Source organism: Streptomyces sp. NPDC007084, assembly GCF_040703595.1.
In the GTDB taxonomy this organism is placed as follows: domain Bacteria; phylum Actinomycetota; class Actinomycetes; order Streptomycetales; family Streptomycetaceae; genus Streptomyces.
The window spans coordinates 101,897-119,206 of sequence record NZ_JBEYFY010000014.1; the positions used below are offsets into that span (position 1 = coordinate 101,897).

14 protein-coding genes are annotated in these 17,310 nt (G+C 71.8%); 12 read left to right on the forward strand and 2 right to left on the reverse strand.

Features of this window, described 5'->3' with window-relative positions; translation table 11 throughout:
- Nucleotides 1-84 precede the first annotated feature (84 nt).
- Complete coding sequence (locus AB0912_RS14880) at nucleotides 85-747, reverse strand: bifunctional DNA primase/polymerase (RefSeq protein WP_366699499.1); 663 nt, start codon at nucleotides 745-747, stop codon at nucleotides 85-87.
- Nucleotides 748-1,192: 445 nt separating this feature from the next.
- Here AB0912_RS14880 and AB0912_RS14885 point away from each other — a divergent pair, with 445 nt between their 5' ends.
- From AB0912_RS14885 to ftsH, 6 genes are all read left to right on the forward strand, one after another.
- A complete protein-coding gene (locus AB0912_RS14885; RefSeq protein ID WP_366699501.1) occupies nucleotides 1,193-2,665 on the forward strand; it encodes a hypothetical protein in 1,473 nt (490 codons plus the stop codon).
- A gap of 415 nt (nucleotides 2,666-3,080) precedes the next feature.
- A complete protein-coding gene (locus AB0912_RS14890) occupies nucleotides 3,081-4,421 on the forward strand; it encodes an ammonium transporter (protein ID WP_366699503.1) in 1,341 nt (446 codons plus the stop codon).
- Nucleotides 4,418-4,756 carry a P-II family nitrogen regulator gene (locus AB0912_RS14895; RefSeq protein ID WP_081219652.1) on the forward strand — a complete coding sequence of 113 codons (339 nt, stop codon included), beginning with the start codon at nucleotides 4,418-4,420 and terminating at the stop codon, nucleotides 4,754-4,756. The genes AB0912_RS14890 and AB0912_RS14895 overlap by 4 nt, the downstream gene beginning before the upstream one ends.
- 51 nt (nucleotides 4,757-4,807) lie before the next feature.
- Nucleotides 4,808-7,270 (forward strand): [protein-PII] uridylyltransferase, encoded by a 2,463-nt coding sequence (locus AB0912_RS14900; RefSeq protein WP_366699505.1) that lies wholly within the window; start codon nucleotides 4,808-4,810, stop codon nucleotides 7,268-7,270.
- Between the two features lie 138 nt (nucleotides 7,271-7,408).
- Nucleotides 7,409-8,962: a signal recognition particle protein gene (gene ffh / locus AB0912_RS14905; RefSeq protein WP_366699507.1), complete on the forward strand. Its 1,554-nt coding sequence runs from the start codon at nucleotides 7,409-7,411 to the stop codon at nucleotides 8,960-8,962.
- A 132-nt stretch (nucleotides 8,963-9,094) separates the two neighbouring features.
- On the forward strand, nucleotides 9,095-11,032 hold the full coding sequence (ftsH, locus tag AB0912_RS14910; protein ID WP_366699509.1) for an ATP-dependent zinc metalloprotease FtsH: 1,938 nt from the start codon (nucleotides 9,095-9,097) through the stop codon (nucleotides 11,030-11,032).
- Between the two features lie 103 nt (nucleotides 11,033-11,135).
- Here ftsH and AB0912_RS14915 read toward each other — a convergent pair whose 3' ends face one another.
- Entirely contained in the window at nucleotides 11,136-11,993 is an 858-nt protein-coding gene (locus tag AB0912_RS14915; RefSeq protein ID WP_366699511.1) for an SAM-dependent methyltransferase, read from the reverse strand.
- A gap of 199 nt (nucleotides 11,994-12,192) precedes the next feature.
- Here AB0912_RS14915 and proS point away from each other — a divergent pair, with 199 nt between their 5' ends.
- From proS to trmD, 6 genes are all read left to right on the forward strand, one after another.
- Entirely contained in the window at nucleotides 12,193-13,608 is a 1,416-nt protein-coding gene (gene proS / locus AB0912_RS14920) for a proline--tRNA ligase (RefSeq protein ID WP_366699513.1), read from the forward strand.
- 308 nt (nucleotides 13,609-13,916) lie between these two features.
- Nucleotides 13,917-14,513 carry a hypothetical protein gene (locus AB0912_RS14925; RefSeq protein WP_355867905.1) on the forward strand — a complete coding sequence of 199 codons (597 nt, stop codon included), beginning with the start codon at nucleotides 13,917-13,919 and terminating at the stop codon, nucleotides 14,511-14,513.
- Between the two features lie 384 nt (nucleotides 14,514-14,897).
- Nucleotides 14,898-15,317, forward strand: coding sequence for a 30S ribosomal protein S16 (rpsP, locus tag AB0912_RS14930; protein ID WP_326785285.1), 420 nt, complete (start codon nucleotides 14,898-14,900; stop codon nucleotides 15,315-15,317).
- A 2-nt stretch (nucleotides 15,318-15,319) separates the two neighbouring features.
- Nucleotides 15,320-15,559: an RNA-binding protein gene (locus AB0912_RS14935; protein ID WP_003973401.1), complete on the forward strand. Its 240-nt coding sequence runs from the start codon at nucleotides 15,320-15,322 to the stop codon at nucleotides 15,557-15,559.
- Nucleotides 15,560-15,679: 120 nt separating this feature from the next.
- On the forward strand, nucleotides 15,680-16,378 hold the full coding sequence (gene rimM / locus AB0912_RS14940; RefSeq protein ID WP_366699515.1) for a ribosome maturation factor RimM: 699 nt from the start codon (nucleotides 15,680-15,682) through the stop codon (nucleotides 16,376-16,378).
- A complete protein-coding gene (gene trmD, locus AB0912_RS14945) occupies nucleotides 16,378-17,199 on the forward strand; it encodes a tRNA (guanosine(37)-N1)-methyltransferase TrmD (RefSeq protein WP_366699517.1) in 822 nt (273 codons plus the stop codon). The genes rimM and trmD overlap by 1 nt, the downstream gene beginning before the upstream one ends.
- Nucleotides 17,200-17,310 lie beyond the last annotated feature (111 nt).

Genomic DNA, 17,310 nt, shown 5'->3' on the forward strand with positions numbered 1-17,310 from the left:
GTGCCCGGTCGAAACGGGGTGCCCGGTCGGAACGCGGGCCCCGGTCGGAACGCGGGCCCCGGTCGGAGGGCTGGCTTCGGGCGGTCAGGCGCGTGAGCGGTGGGCCACGTAGGCGAGGGTGCCGAGCAGCAGCCGGGCCTGGGGCGGGTTGGTCGCCGAGTCGAGCGCGGGGGAGCGCAGCCAGCGGACCGGGCCGAGGCCCGCGCGGTCGGAGGGCGGGGCGGTGAGGAACGTGCCCGGACCGAGGCCGTGCAGGTCGAGGGAGGCGTCGTCCCAGCCCATCCGGTACAGCAGTCGGGGGAGGTCGGCGGCCGAGCCGGGGGAGACGAAGAAGTGGGCGCGGCCGTCCGGAGTCGCCGCGACCGGACCGAGCGGGAGGCCCATGCGCTCAAGGCGGACGAGCGCCCGGCGCCCGGCGGCCTCGGCGACCTCGATCACGTCGAACGCGCGGCCGACCGGGAGCATCACCGCGGCGCCCGGGAAGCGGGCCCACGCGTCGGTCACCTCGTCCAGCGTCGCCCCGGCCCGGATCACCGGGGCGAAGTCCAGGGGGTGCGCTCCGGGCGCCGGACAGCCGGTCCCGCCGCACGAGCACGCGCCGGCCGCGGCCCGGGCGCCCGGGACCACGTCCCAGCCCCACAGTCCGGTGTACTCGGCGACGGCCGTGCACTCCGACGAGCGGCCGCGGCGCCGCGTGGCGGTCCGGATGTCGCGCATCGTCCGACTGCTGCCGATCGTGAAGCCCATGCCCCCTCCAACGGGTCCGAGGCACCACTGGTTACGTGACGGAGCCGGAATGTCACGCTCTGCTCTCGGCTGCCCACTGCCGCGGCATCCAGACGGCGCACTGTCGCGTAGGGGGTGGTGCGGTCGGCGTCGCGCGCCCCGGCGTACACCGTGCCGCCCATCCCCGGTGATGCTGTGTCAAGTGAATCGCGATCAGGGGACTCGGAGTTCATTCGAAGGGGTGGCGAATGGTGGCGTTTCACGGATCGCCATGGCTGGAGCGGTGATCGTAGGATTACTTTGAGTGCACGAGTCCTGGGGACGTCGCACTCGTGGGTATGCCAAGGGCAACTCGGCTTCCCGTTCGAAGGGTGAGAAGAGGCGGACGGGCGGCCGTATTTACCGGCATTCTGATAGGGCTTGGCGCACAGCGGCGGCAAGTGGTTCCAGGGATGGGGGCGTTCCAGTGGGCGGCAACGGCGGAGGCGGGGCGAGCGCGGAGAAGCGCCCCAACGAACTGCTCGGCTCGTGGTTCGTGCGCAGCGGCTGGTCCAAGGGCGAGCTGGCGCGTCAAGTCAACCGCCGGGCACGCCAGTTGGGGGCCAACCACATCTCCACGGACACCTCCCGGGTGCGCCGCTGGCTGGACGGGGAGAACCCCCGCGAACCGATCCCGCGCATCCTGTCCGAGCTGTTCTCCGAGCGCTTCGGCTGTGTCGTCGCCGTCGAGGACCTCGGGCTGCGCGCCGTCCACCAGGCACCCTCCGTATCGGGTGTCGACCTGCCCTGGACCGGACCCCAGACCGTCGCGCTGATCAGTGAGTACTCACGCAGCGACCTGATGCTGGCGCGGCGCGGCTTCCTCGGCAGCTCGCTCGCGCTCGCCGCCGGCCCCGCCCTCGTCGAGCCCATGCAGCGCTGGCTGGTACCCACCTCGCTGGCCCAGCAGGAGCCCGAGCCGCCCGCCCCGACCCGCCGCGGCGGGCGCCTGTCCGAACCGGAGCTGGACCTCCTGGAGTCCACCACGGTGATGTTCCGCCAGTGGGACGCCCAGTGCGGCGGCGGCCTGCGCCGCAAGGCCGTCGTCGGCCAGCTCCACGAGGTGACCGACCTGCTCCAGGAGCCGCAGCCCGCCGCCACCAGCAAGCGCCTGTTCAAGGTCGCCGCCGAACTCGCCGAGCTGGCGGGCTGGATGAGCTACGACGTGGGTCTCCAGCCCACCGCCCAGAAGTACTTCGTGCTCGCCCTGCACGCCTCCAAGGAGGCCGGTGACAAGCCCCTCGGCTCGTACATCCTCTCCAGCATGAGCCGCCAGATGATCCATCTCGGGCGCCCCGACGACGCGTTGGAGCTGATCCACCTCGCGCAGTACGGCAGCCGCGACTGCGCGAGCCCGCGTACCCAGTCGATGCTGTATGCGATGGAGGCCCGCGCCTACGCCAACATGGGCCAGCCCGGCAAGTGCAAGCGGGCCGTGCGGATGGCCGAGGACACCTTCGCCGACGTGCACGAGTGGGACGAGCCCGACCCCGACTGGATCCGCTTCTTCTCCAAGGCCGAGCTGTACGGCGAGAACTCGCACTCCTACCGCGACCTCGCCTATGTCGCCGGCCGCAGCCCCACCTACGCCTCCATGGCCGAGCCGCTCATGCAGGAGGCGGTCGACCGCTTCGGCGAGGACTCCGAGCACCAGCGCTCGTACGCGCTCAACCTCATCGGCATGGCCACCGTGCACCTGCTCAAGCGCGAGCCCGAGCGAAGCGCCGAACTGGCCCTCGAAGCCCTCAGGATCGGCAAGAAGGTGCGCTCCGAGCGCGTCAACACTCGTATCCGAAAGACCGTCGACACCGCCGTGCGCGACTTCGGGGAGCTGGCCGAAGTCGTCGATCTCACCGAACAGTTGGCCGTCGACCTGCCCGAGACCGCCGAAGCCGTCTGACCCCGGGCCGCCGACGCGGCCCCACCCCCGTGCCCCGGCCGCGGCCGGCCGTCCCGAAACGCCCGACTCGGCTCCCCCATGCCAGGTCATCGGACGGCCCACCGCGGCCGGTTCCATGCTCCGCCGTGCCCGGCGGTTCGCCCGCCGCAAGGCCTCGCGGGGCGCTTGCCGGACGCCGTCACAGCGGGTCGCGCGGGCCACCGCCGAAGATTGCGTCACGATAACGATCGACGCGAACACAATCCGGCAGTTCATGAACGCGTAACACGCCGTGCGCCTTCGTCACTGGTGCGAAACATCGAGGGCCGTCGACGGAAACCGCGCTGCGCCAATCTCATGGCGCATAACCGGCCCACCCCTCACGCCCACTCAGGCTTCGCCCGCACGGGGCCGTACCAACGACGAGGAGACGCCGATGGCACCAGCCATCACCCTTGCCGCAGAGGCGCCAAAGCTGTCTGCCGCCAACACAGGGTTCATGCTCATCTGTTCCGCCCTGGTGCTGATCATGACCCCGGGCCTCGCCTTCTTCTACGGAGGCATGGTCCGCGTCAAGAGCACCCTCAACATGCTGATGATGAGCTTCATCAGCATGGGGATCATCACCATCCTGTGGGTGCTGTACGGCTTCTCCCTGGCCTTCGGAACGGACAAGGGTTCGTTCTTCGGCTGGAACTCGGACTGGGTCGGCCTCAGCAACATCGGACTCACGGAGCTGTGGCCGGGCTACACCATCCCGGTCTTCGTGTTCCTGGTCTTCCAGCTCATGTTCGCGATCATCACCCCGGCGCTGATAAGCGGGGCGCTCGCCGACCGCGTGAAGTTCACCGCGTGGTCGCTGTTCATCGCCCTGTGGGCGACGGTCGTGTACTTCCCGGTCGCCCACTGGGTCTGGGGTGACGGCGGCTGGGCCTTCGACCTGGGCGTGATCGACTTCGCCGGTGGTACGGCGGTCCACATCAACGCCGGTGCCGCCGCGCTCGGCGTGATCCTCGTCATCGGCAAGCGCGTCGGCTTCAAGAAGGACCCGATGCGTCCGCACAGCCTCCCGCTGGTGATGCTCGGCTCCGGCCTGCTGTGGTTCGGCTGGTTCGGATTCAACGCCGGCTCCTGGCTCGGCAACGACGACGGCGTGGGCGCGCTGATGTTCGTCAACACCCAGGTCGCCACCGCCGCCGCCATGCTGGCCTGGCTCGCCTACGAGAAGATCCGGCACGGCGCGTTCACCACGCTGGGCGCCGCCTCCGGCGCGGTCGCCGGCCTGGTCGCCATCACCCCGTCCGGCGGCGCGATCTCCCCGCTCGGCGCCATCGCGATCGGCGCCATCGCCGGTGTCCTGTGCGCCATGGCCGTCGGCCTGAAGTACCGCTTCGGCTACGACGACTCGCTCGACGTCGTCGGCGTCCACCTCGTCGGCGGTGTCATCGGCTCCCTGCTCATCGGCTTCTTCGCCACCGGCCACGGCCAGTCCACCGTCGAGGGCCTCTTCTACGGCGGCGGCCTCAGCCAGTTCTGGAAGCAGTGCGCCGGCGTCTTCGCCGTCCTCGGCTACTCTCTGGTCGCCTCGGCCATCCTCGCCCTCCTCATCGACAAGACCCTCGGCATGCGGGTCAGCGAGGACGAGGAGATCGCCGGCATCGACCAGGCCGAGCACGCCGAGACCGCATACGACTTCAGTGGCGCCGGCGGCGGCGCCGCTGCCCGGACCGCCGTGCCCGCCCCGGCCGACACGGACGCCAAGAAGGTGGACGCATGAAGCTCATCACCGCCGTCGTGAAGCCTCACCGGCTCGACGAGATCAAGGAGGCCCTCCAGGCCTTCGGGGTTCACGGACTGACGGTCACCGAAGCCAGCGGCTACGGTCGGCAGCGGGGACACACCGAGGTCTACCGCGGCGCCGAGTACACCGTGGACCTCGTCCCCAAGATCCGCATCGAGGTGCTGGCCGAGGACGACGACGCCGAACAGCTCATCGACGTCGTGGTGAAGGCCGCCCGCACCGGAAAGATCGGCGACGGCAAGGTGTGGTCCGTCCCGGTCGAGTCGGCGGTCCGGGTCCGGACCGGGGAGCGCGGCCCGGACGCGCTCTGACCGGCCGAACACCGACCGGCACGACAGAGGAAGAAAGACAGGAGTCGCTGGGTGACGAGTACCGAGACACGTACGGAAGCAGAGGACTCGGGACCCAGCGGCTACGCGGCGGCCCGGCTGCGACTCCTCCAGGAGGGGGCGCGGTCCGGGCCGCCGCGCCGTGCGGCCCTCGCCGAACTCACCGACGACTGGCTCACCGGCCTGTTCACCGCCGGCTCCACGGGCCTGCGCGGGGTCTCCCTCGTCGCCGTCGGCGGCTACGGACGCGGTGAACTCTCCCCGCGCAGCGACCTCGACCTGCTGCTCCTGCACGACGGCGGGGACTCCCGCGCCGTCGCCGCCCTCGCCGACCGCATCTGGTACCCCGTCTGGGACCTCGGCCTCGCCCTCGACCACTCCGTCCGCACCCCGGCCGAGGCCCGCAAGACCGCCGGCGAGGACCTCAAGGTCCAGCTCGGCCTGCTCGACGCCCGCCACCTCGCCGGCGACCTCGGCCTCACCGCCGGACTGCGCACCGCGATCCTCGCCGACTGGCGCAACCAGGCGCCCAAACGGCTGCCCGAACTCCAGGAACTGTGCGCCGAGCGCGCCGAACGCCAGGGCGAACTGCAGTACCTCCTCGAACCGGACCTGAAGGAGGCGCGCGGCGGGCTGCGCGACGCCACCGCCCTGCGCGCCGTCGCCGCGTCCTGGCTCGCCGACGCACCCCGCGAAGGGCTCTCCGACGCCCGCCGCCGGCTCCTCGACGTCCGCGACGCCCTGCACCTCGCCACCGGCCGCGCCACCGACCGCCTCGCCCTCCAGGAGCAGGACCAGGTGGCCGCCGAGCTGGGCCTGCTCGACGCCGACACCCTGCTCCGCCAGGTCTACGAGGCCGCCCGCGTCGTGTCCTACGCCAGTGACGTCACCTGGCGCGAGGTCGGCCGCGTGCTGCGGTCGCGCGCCGTACGGCCCCGGCTGCGCGCCATGCTGGGCGGCGGCCCCAAACCCGCCGCCGAACGCTCCCCGCTCGCCGAGGGCGTCGTCGAGATGGACGGCGAGGTCGTGCTCGCGCGGGCCGCCCGCCCCGAACGCGACCCGGTCCTGCCGCTGCGCGCCGCCGCCGCTGCCGCCCAGGCCGGCCTCCCGCTGTCCCTGCACGCGGTGCGGCGGATGGCCGCCGCCGCGCGCCCCCTCCCCACCCCCTGGCCCGCCGAGGCACGCGAACAGCTCGTCACCCTCCTCGGCTCGGGCCGCCCGACCGTCGACGTCTGGGAGGCCCTGGAGGCCGAAGGCCTGATCACCAGGCTGCTGCCCGACTGGGAGCGGGTGCGCTGCCGGCCGCAGCGCAACGCCGTGCACATCTGGACCGTCGACCGCCACCTCATCGAGACCGCCGTCCGCGCCTCCGAACTGACCCGCCGCGTCGGCCGCCCCGACCTGCTCCTCGTCGCCGCCCTGCTGCACGACATCGGCAAGGGCTGGCCGGGGGACCACTCCGTGGCCGGCGAGATCATCGCCCGGGACGTGGCCGCCCGGATCGGCTTCGACCGCGCGGACGTCGCCGTGCTCGCCACTCTCGTACGGCACCATCTGCTGCTCATCGACACCGCGACCCGCCGTGACCTGGAGGACCCCGCCACCGTCCGCTCGGTCGCCGAGGCCGTCGGCTCGCAGGGCACCCTCGAACTGCTGCACGCGCTCACCGAGTCGGACGCCCTCGCCACCGGCCCCGCCGCCTGGTCGTCCTGGCGCGGCTCCCTCGTCGCCGACCTGGTCAAACGGGTCGCCGCCGTGCTCGCCGGGGACGCCCCCGAGGAGCCCGAGGCGGCGGCGCCCACGGCCGAGCAGGAACGGCTCGCCATCGAGGCGTTCCGCACCGGCGGACCCGTCCTCGCCCTGCGCGCCCAGACCGAGCCCGTCGACCCCGAGACCGAGGCGGTGCCGGAGGACCCCGAACCGCTCGGGGTCGAACTGCTCATCGCCGTCCCCGACCAGCCCGGCGTGCTCCCCGCCGTCGCCGGTGTCCTCGCCATGCACCGGCTGACCGTCCGCACCGCCGGGCTGCGCGCCCTCGACCTGCCCGACGAGGTCCCCGGCTCGGTGCTGCTGCTCGACTGGCGGGTCGCCGCCGAGTACGGCTCCCTGCCGCAGGCCACCCGGCTCCGCGCCGACCTGGTGCGCGCGCTGGACGGCTCCCTCGACATCGCCGCCCGGCTCGCCGAACGCGACGCCGCCTACCCGCGCCGGCGCGGCACCGTCGCCCCGCCCGCGCGCGTGACGGTCGCCCCGGCCGCCTCCCGGCACGCCACCGTCATCGAGGTCCGCGCCCACGACGCCCCCGGCCTGCTGCACCGCATCGGACACGCCCTCGCCCTGGAGAAGGCGCACGTCCGGGTCCGCAGCATGCACGTCTCCACCCTCGGCGCGAACGCCGTGGACGCCTTCTACGTCACCGGGACCCAGGGCGCGCCCCTCCCGCCGGAGGAGGCGCTCTCGGTGGCCCGGGCGCTGGAGGAGGCGCTGCGGGAGTGACCGCCCGGGCGCGTGTCCGCCGGGCACGCGCCGGTCCCCGCCCGCGCTTGTCCAGCGGGCGGGGATGATTCGCTTGCCGCGCCGGATACTCTGGAAGGCAGCCCACATAGACCCCCGACCACGAGGACCGACGCCGCCGTGTTCGACACTCTCAGCGATCGCCTTAGCGCGACTTTCAAAAACCTGCGTGGGAAAGGCCGGCTGAGCGAAGCGGACATCGACGCCACGGCGCGCGAGATCCGCATCGCCCTGCTCGAAGCCGACGTCGCGCTCCCCGTAGTCCGCACCTTCATCAAGAACGTCAAGGAGCGCTCCCTCGGCGCCGAGGTCTCCAAGGCGCTGAATCCCGCCCAGCAGGTCCTCAAGATCGTCAACAGCGAGCTTGTCGACATCCTGGGCGGCGAGACCCGCCGGCTGCGGTTCGCCAAGAACCCGCCCACCGTGATCATGCTCGCGGGTCTCCAGGGCGCCGGTAAGACCACCCTCGCCGGAAAGCTCGGCAAGTGGCTCAAGGACCAGGGGCACTCCCCGCTCCTCGTCGCCGCCGACCTCCAGCGCCCGAACGCGGTGAACCAGCTCAGCGTCGTCGCCGAGCGGGCGGGCGTCGCCGTGTACGCGCCCGAGCCGGGCAACGGCGTGGGCGACCCGGTCAAGGTCGCCAAGGACTCCATCGAGTTCGCGAAGACCAAGGTCCACGACATCGTGATCGTGGACACCGCCGGCCGCCTCGGTATCGACCAGGAGCTGATGCGGCAGGCCGCGGACATCCGCGACGCCGTCAGCCCCGACGAGATCCTCTTCGTCGTCGACGCGATGATCGGCCAGGACGCGGTCAACACCGCCGAGGCCTTCCGGGACGGCGTCGGTTTCGACGGCGTGGTGCTCTCCAAGCTCGACGGTGACGCCCGCGGTGGTGCCGCCCTTTCGATCGCCTCGGTCACCGGCAAGCCGATCATGTTCGCGTCGAACGGCGAGAAGCTCGACGACTTCGACGCCTTCCACCCGGACCGGATGGCCTCCCGCATCCTCGACATGGGTGACCTGCTCACCCTGATCGAGCAGGCGGAGAAGACGTTCAGCCAAGAAGAGGCCGAGAAGATGGCCTCCAAGCTGGCGTCCAAGAAGGGCCAGGACTTCACCCTGGACGACTTCCTGGCCCAGATGGAGCAGGTCCGGAAGATGGGCAGCATCAGCAAGCTGCTCGGCATGCTCCCGGGCATGGGCCAGATCAAGGACCAGATCAACAACCTGGACGAGCGCGACGTCGACCGTACGGCCGCGATCATCAAGTCGATGACCCCGGCCGAGCGCCAGGAGCCGACGATCATCAACGGCTCGCGCCGCGCCCGTATCGCCAAGGGTTCCGGTGTCGAGGTCAGCGCGGTCAAGGGCCTGGTCGAGCGGTTCTTCGAGGCCCGCAAGATGATGTCCCGCATGGCCCAGGGCGGCGGGATGCCCGGCATGCCGGGGATGCCGGGCATGGGTGGCGGCCCCGGCCGCACCAAGAAGAAGCAGAAGCAGGCCAAGGGCAAGCAGCGCTCCGGCAACCCGATGAAGCGCAAGCAGCAGGAGGAAGAGGAGGCGGCCCGCCGCGAGGCCGCCGCCCAGGGCGGCAATGCCTTCGGCCTCCCGCAGCAGAGCGCCCAGGAGAACTTCGAACTGCCGGACGAGTTCAAGAAGTTCATGGGCTGACGCCGGCCCGTTCACGTGACGCCGCTGGCGGCGTCCCTCCGGAGAGGGACGCCCCCGGTCGGCTCCGAGCGGCGGCGGTCCGGTGCCACGAGCGCGGGTGCCGCCGTACGTCTTGTGTCGTAACGTCCGGATATGAGCAACCCCGTGCCGCCGCGCAAGGCGCCTGACCAGCCGTGGCGTACCGAGGGCACCCCGCCCGAGCCGGCGCCGCCGCCCTCCGGCCGGCGGAAGATGCCCGGCGGCTGGTGGAGCCTGATCCTGGCCGCGCTCGTCGTGTTCCTGATCGCCAACCTGGTGCTGTCCTTCTTCAACGAGGGCGACGAGCCGACGATCTCGTACACCGAGTTCAGCAAGCAGGTCGGCGAGGGCAACGTCACCAAGATCTACTCCAAGGGCGACGCGATCCAGGGGCAGCTCAAGAAGTCCCGCGACAACCCCGACGGCGACGGGAAATACACCAAGTTCAAGACCCAGCGCCCGGTCTTCGCGGACGACAAGCTCTGGGAGAACCTGGAGCGGCACGACGTCACGGTGACCGCCTCGCCCGTGGTCCAGCAGCGCAGCCTGCTCTCCAACCTGCTGATCTCGCTCGCCCCGATGCTGCTGCTGGTCGTCCTGTGGGTCTTCATCGCCCGCCGGCTCAGCTCCGGCATGGGCGGCGCCGGCGGCATGCTCGGCCGCAAGGCACCCCCGAAGCCGGTCGAACTGGTGCCCGGCGGCAAGCGGACGACCTTCGCCGACGTGGCCGGCATCGACGAGGTGGCGGGCGAACTCAACGACGTCGTGGACTTCCTCAAGAACCCCGACGCCTATCGCAGGATGGGCGCCAAGATGCCCCGTGGCGTCCTCCTCGCGGGCCCGCCCGGCACCGGAAAGACGCTGCTCGCCCGGGCCGTCGCGGGGGAGGCGGGCGTTCCGTTCTTCTCCGCGTCCGCCTCCGAGTTCATCGAGATGATCGTCGGCGTCGGCGCCTCCCGGGTGCGGGAACTGTTCGCCGAGGCCCGCAAGGTCGCCCCCTCGATCATCTTCATCGACGAGATCGACACCATCGGGCGGGCCCGCGCGGGCGGCTCCGGCATGGGCGGCCACGACGAGCGCGAGCAGACCCTCAACCAGATCCTCACCGAGATGGACGGCTTCTCCGGCTCGGAGGGCGTCATCGTCATCGCCGCCACCAACCGCGCCGACATCCTCGACCCCGCCCTCACCCGCCCCGGCCGCTTCGACCGCGTGGTCAGCGTCTCGCCGCCCGACCGCGACGGCCGGGAGGCGATCCTGGAGATCCACACCCGGCAGATCCCGCTGGCCCCCGACGTGGACCTGGAGCAGGTCGCCCGGACGACCCCGGGCATGACCGGCGCCGATCTCGCCAACCTCGCCAACGAGGCCGCCCTCCTCGCCGTCAAGCGCCAGCAGGACCAGGTGACCCAGGGCGACCTGTCCGAAGCGCTCGAAAAGGTCCAGCTCGGCGCCGAACGCCCGCTCGTCATGCCCTACGACGAACGCCGCCGCACCGCCTACCACGAGAGCGGCCACGCCCTCCTCGGCATGCTGCGTCCCGGCGCCGACCCCGTCCGCAAGATCACCATCGTGCCGCGCGGCCGGGCGCTGGGCGTCACCCTCTCGACCCCGGACGCGGACCGGTACTCGTACACCGAGGAGTATCTGCGCGGCCGGATCATCGGCGCCCTCGGCGGTATGGCCGCCGAGCACGTCGTCTACGACGTCATCACCACCGGCTCGGAGAGCGACCTCGAACAGGTCACCCGGCTCGCCCGGGGCATGGTCGCCCGCTGGGGCATGAGCGACCGCGTCGGCCGCCTGTCCGCCCTGCCCGACGACGCCACGCAGGCCTACGGCCTCGCCGCGGCCCCGGGCACCCTCGACTCCATCGACCACGAGATGCGCCGCATCGTCGACGAGTGCTACGAGGAGGCCTGCGCCAAACTCCGCGAACACCGGGGCCAACTGGACGCCCTGGCCGAGGCGCTGCTCGCGAACGAGACGCTGGACGAGGCGGAGGCGTACCGGATCGCGGGTGTGCCCCGGATGACGAAGGACGACGACTGACCCGGCCGACGCGCCAGCCCGGCCCCGGACGGCCGGGGACCGCTCAGTCCGCTCAGACGCTCAGTCCGCTCAGACAGTCCGGGCGCTCAGACCGTCCGGGCGCTCAGACCGTCCGGGCGATCAGATACCGGAACACGTTGGGCATCCAGACCGTGCCGTCCCGGCGCAGATGCGGATGCAGCGCCTCCGCGACCTCCTTGTCGACCTGGGCCTGGTCGGTCGCGTCGACCGCCGCGTCGAACAGCCCCGTGGACAGCAGCCCCCGTACGGCGCTGTCGACGTCCGCGTACCCGAACGGGCAGGCCACCCGGCCCGAGCCGTCCGGCCGCAGCCCGGCCCGCTGGGCCACGTCCTCCAGGTCGTCGCGCCGCGCGGCCCGCCAGGCGGGCGCGGTGCGCAGCGGATCGGCGAGCTTGCGGGCCACCCGCAGCACGGCCGAGGTGCTGCACCGCTCCGGCGGGCCCCAGCCGACGAGCACCACGGGCGTCCCGCGGCCGGCCAGCGGCGCCGCCTGCGCGAGCTGCGCGGCGAGCCCCTCGGAGTCGCCGGCCACACAGCCGATCGGCTCGAAGGAGGTCACCAGGTTGTACGGCGGCTCCTGCCCGGTGGCCGCGTCGCCGGGCGGCCCGGACACGAGCCGGGTCGGCGGTTGCGCCCGCTTCCCCCGGTCCCCGGGCAGTAACCGCTCCCGTGCGAGCGTCAGCCGTTCGGGTGACGCGGAGTCGACCCCGGTGACCGCCGCGCCACGGGAACGTGCCATCAGCAGGGCGAGTCCCGCCCCGCAGCCGAGCCCGAGAAGCCGTGTCCGCGCGCCCACTTCGAGCCGTTCGTGGACGGCCTCGTAGAGCGGCACCAGCATCCGCTCCTGGATCTCGGCCCAGTCACGCGCGCGTGCAGCACGGTCCGTACGGGGCGGTGGGCCCGCGTGAGGAAGGTGCTGCCGCACGAGCGTCGGTGTCATCGAAAGTGCCCCAATCAGCCGAGAGTTGCCGCCGGGCCCTGATTCCTTCGCCCCCGCGCAGTAGGCCCGCACTCCCCCCGTATGTCAGGTAACTCCGGGCTCGTCGTGCCGTCCAGGGGTTGCGGGGGCCTGTTTGCTCCCCGGTCACGAAGGCCGCGAGAATTCACATCCCGGCAACGTGGGCCCGTACCATCGCGGCATGGCAAAGGCACCCGTTCTCACGCCCCAGGCGGACGACTTCCCGCGCTGGTACCAGGACCTGATCAACAAGGCCGAGCTGGCCGACAACGGCCCGGTGCGCGGCACCATGGTCATCAGGCCGTACGGGTACGGGCTGTGGGAGCGGATGCAGCAGGAGATGGACGCCCGCATCAAGGAGGCGGGTGCCCAGAACGCGTACTTCCCGCTGTTCATCCCGCAGTCGTACCTGACCCGGGAGGCGGAGCACGTCGAGGGCTTCGCGCCCGAGCTCGCGGTCGTCACGCACGGCGGCGGCAAGGAGCTGGAGGAGCCGGTCGTCGTCCGGCCCACCTCCGAGACGATCGTCAACGAGTACTTCTCCAAGTGGGTGCAGAGCTACCGCGATCTGCCGCTGCTGATCAACCAGTGGGCGAACGTGGTCCGTTGGGAGATGCGCCCGCGGGTGTTCCTGCGGACGACCGAGTTCCTCTGGCAGGAGGGCCACACCGCCCACGCCACCTACGAGGACGCCCGGGACTACGCCGCGTACATCCACCGCGAGGTGTACGCCGACTTCATGGTGAACGTCCTCGGCATCGACGTCGTCCTCGGCCGCAAGACGGCGAGCGAACGGTTCGCGGGCGCGATCAACACCCTCACGCTCGAAGGCATGATGGGCGACGGCAAGGCCCTCCAGATGGGCACCAGCCACGAGCTGGGACAGAACTTCGCGAAGGCCTTCAACACCCAGTACCTGTCCAGGGACGGGCAGCAGGAACTCGTCTGGCAGACCTCCTGGGGCTCCTCGACCCGCATGGTGGGTGGCCTGATCATGTCGCACGGCGACGACAACGGGCTGCGGGTGCCGCCGCGCCTCGCCCCCGTCCAGGTCGTCGTCCTCGCCATCAAGGGCGACGAAGCGGTTCTGGCCAAGGTCCACGAGATCGGCGACCGCCTGAAGGCCGCCGGCGTAAGGGTCCAGGTCGACGACCGCACGGACACCCCCTTCGGGCGCCGCGCCGTCGACTGGGAACTCAAGGGCGTGCCGGTACGCGTCGAGGTCGGCCCCCGTGACCTGGAGAGCGGCACCGCGATGCTGGCCCGGCGCATCCCCAGCGGCAAGGAACCCGTCGCCGTCGACGCGCTGGCCGCGCTGCTCCCCGGCATCCTGGAGGAGGACCAGGCGCTGCTGCTGCGGCAGTCCCGCGAGCGCCGCGAGTCCCGTACGTCCGACGTGTCGACCGTCGAGGAGGCCGTGGAGGCCGCCGTCGCGGGCGGCTGGGCGCGCATCCCGTGGGCGGACCTCGGCGAGGAGGGCGAGTCCCGGCTCGCCGAGCACGCGGTGACCGTACGGTGCCTGGTCGCCGAGGACGGGTCGGTGCCCGGCGCGGACGACGCACCGGGTAACGTCGCGGTCGTCGCCCGCGCCTACTGAGCGGGCGCCGCGCTCACCGGGCCGGCACCCCGCCCGCCGCGTCGGCGCCGCGCCCCCATGGCGAGGGAGGGCGGCCGAAACACCTCTTGCGCACCGGCCGACCACAGGCCCCCCGGCACGCGGACACCGTCTACGTGCCGGGGCGTACGTGACCCTACGTACCGCCTTGGTATGAGCTGTGATGCTTCTCCGCAGATCAGCGCACCCGCCCTCGTCAGGACGCATCAGCGGCAACTGACGGGTACGTGCAAATTATTTGGGATGCCCCGGAATAGGAACACAGAGGCACCCACGCTCGTTGTCATTACGTGAGCACGACACCACCTGTTCTCGCCGCAGAGCTGGCAGGGGCGTGGGCCGACATTCAGCGGCACCACCCCGAGCTGCCCGATCTTGCCGCGCCAGAGTCCCTGATCGGGGAGTCGTCGTCCGCCTGCGGACACGAACTCTCCTTCGAGCGACTGCTTCACGAAGCAGTCCACGGCATCGCCGCCGCCCGCGGAGTCCGCGACACCTCGCGCGCCGGCCGTTATCACAACCGCAGATTCCTGGCGATCGCCGAGGAGTTGGGCCTCGACCACCCGGAGGAACCGCATCCCAGCAGCGGCTTCTCCCTGGTCACGCTCAACCCCGAGGCCAAGCGCCGCTACCGTCCGACCATCGAGCGGCTCCAGCGCGCGTTGAAGGCCCACACGGCCGCCACCGCCGCCGACACCGCCCGTTCCTTCCGCGGCCCCGCCGCCCGGCACGGTTCCTCCGGGGGAGGCGTCCGCGTCAAGGCCGTCTGCGACTGCGGGCGCAACGTCCGCGTCGTCCCCTCGGTCCTCGCGCAGGCGCCGATCGTGTGCGGGGGGTGCGGCAAGCCCTTCCGGATTCCGGAGGTGGTCGGCGCGGCGGCCGGCTGACCCGGGTGCTACCCCGGCATCTCGTGGGTGCCGGACAGCACACGCGGCCCGCGGGCGGTCGTGCCTCCCGCACCGTCCCAGGGCGGTGCGGGACTTCAGGAGGCACGCGTGCGCGCGCCGTCGGCCGGCGGTGACCGCCCCGGCCGCACCGGGCCGGCGCCACCCGACGGGCACCCGGGAGCGCCGGGTGCCCCTCAGGTGTGGGCCGGCTCACCCCCGGTCAGGCCCCTCCACGGGATGTGGCAGAATGGCTAGCTGTACTCGACGGCCGCACAGGACCCCTCTCTCCTCCGGCTGACGCGTCCATCGGACACTCGGGTACCGCAACCCCACGCGGCCATCTCGTCGTGTCCAACCCCGTCAAGACCAGGAGACACCACTTCCGTGGCAGTCAAGATCAAGCTGAAGCGTCTGGGCAAGATCCGTTCGCCTCACTACCGCATCGTCGTCGCCGACTCCCGTACCCGCCGTGACGGCCGGGCCATCGAGGAGATCGGTCTGTACCACCCGGTCCAGAACCCCTCGCGCATCGAGGTCGACTCGGACCGCGCGCAGTACTGGCTGGGTGTCGGCGCGCAGCCGACCGAGCCCGTGCTCGCCATCCTGAAGCTGACCGGCGACTGGCAGAAGTTCAAGGGCCTGCCGGCCCCTGCTCCGCTGCTCGTGGCCGAGCCGAAGGCCGCGCGCCCGCTGTTCGACGCCCTCGGTGGCGAGGACACGGGCAAGGGTGAGGCCATCACCCAGAAGAAGAAGGCTGAGAAGAAGGACGAGGCTCCGGCCGAGTCCGAGTCGACCGAGGCCTGAGCATGCTCGAGGAGGCTCTCGAGCACCTCGTGAAGGGCATCGTCGACAACCCCGACGACGTGCAGGTCGCCTCGCGCAACCTGCGCCGCGGACGCGTTCTCGAGGTTCGGGTGCACCCCGACGACCTCGGCAAGGTGATCGGCCGCAACGGCCGCACCGCGCGCGCCCTGCGGACCGTCGTGGGCGCCATCGGCGGCCGCGGTGTCCGCGTCGACCTCGTCGACGTGGACCACGTCCGCTGACGTAGCACAGGCAGCACCGGCTCGGGCCGGGGAGGGCTTACGAGCCGTCCCCGGCCCGTAGTCGTCTGCGCACCCGTATCCGAAGCACCGCCGCCGGTACACGACAGGAGATCAAGCACAGTGCAGCTCGTAGTCGCTCGCGTCGGCCGCGCCCACGGCATCAAGGGCGAGGTCACCGTGGAGGTCCGCACCGACGAGCCGGAGCTTCGGCTCGGGCCCGGTGCCGTCCTGCTCACCGATCCGGCCTCCGCCGGACCGCTGACCATTGAGACGGGCCGCGTGCACAGCGGCCGTCTCCTGCTGCGCTTCGCCGGCGTCCGCGACCGCAACGGCGCCGAGGCGCTGCGCAACACCCTGCTGATCGCCGAGGTCGACCCGGAGGAGACCCCGGAGGACCCGGACGAGTACTACGACCACCAGTTGATGGACCTGGACGTGGTCACCACCGACGGTGCCGAGGTCGGCCGGATCACCGAGATCTCGCACCTGCCCTCGCAGGACCTGTTCGTGGTCGAGCGCGCGGACGGCACCGAGGTGCTGATCCCGTTCGTCGAGGAGATCGTGGTCGAGATCGATCTGGAGGAGCAGCGCGCCGTCATCGACCCGCCGCCCGGCCTGATCGACGACCGCGCGGAGGTCGCCTCTTCCCGGGACGCCGAGGACGCGGAGGGCGGCGAAGACGCGGAGGGCGGCGAGGACGCCGAGGACGGGGACGCCGAAGACGGCGAGGACACGGAGGGCGCCGGGGGCGATGCCCCCGGCGGCGGGCCGGCGAAGGGCGCGGCCGGCGACGGGGACTCCGCGGGGGCGGGCGCCTGATGCGGCTCGACGTCGTCACGATCTTCCCCGAGTACCTGGAACCCCTGAACGTCTCGCTCGTCGGCAAGGCACGCGCGCGTGGCCGGCTCGACGTGCACGTCCACGACCTGAGGGACTGGACGTACGACCGCCACAACACGGTGGACGACACCCCCTACGGCGGCGGCCCCGGCATGGTCATGAAGACCGAGCCCTGGGGCGACGCCCTGGACTCCGCCCTCGCGGACGGCTACGAGAGCGGCTCCCACGGGCCCGTCCTCGTCGTCCCCACGCCCAGCGGACGCCCGTTCACCCAGCAACTCGCCGTCGAACTCTCCGAGCGCCCCTGGCTGGTCTTCACCCCCGCCCGCTACGAGGGCATCGACCGCCGCGTGATCGACGAGTACGCGACCCGGATGCCCGTCTACGAGGTGTCCATCGGCGACTACGTGCTCGCCGGCGGCGAAGCGGCCGTCCTGGTCGTCACCGAGGCGGTGGCCCGGCTGCTGCCGGGTGTGCTCGGCAACGCCGAGTCGCACCGGGACGACTCCTTCGCCCCAGGATCCATGGCCAACCTCCTGGAGGGCCCGGTGTACACCAAGCCCCCCGAGTGGCGCGGCCGGCAGATCCCGGACGTGCTGGTCAGCGGCCACCACGGGAAGATCGCCCGCTGGCGCCGCGACGAGGCCCTGCGCCGTACGACCACGAACCGGCCCGACCTCATCGAGCGCTGCGACCCCGCCGCCTTCGACAAGAAGGACCGCGAGATGCTCTCGATCCTGGGCTGGCAGCCGGGTCCCGACGGCCGATTTGGGCGCAGCCCCGAGGCCGTGGAAGAATAGGCCGCTGCTCTTTGTCGTCCGGCGTGCGCCCCTGCCACAGGGGGACACGACGCCCGTCCCGACGAGGCAGCACCATCCTGGAATCTATCTCCCGTCGATGACCTGTGGCAT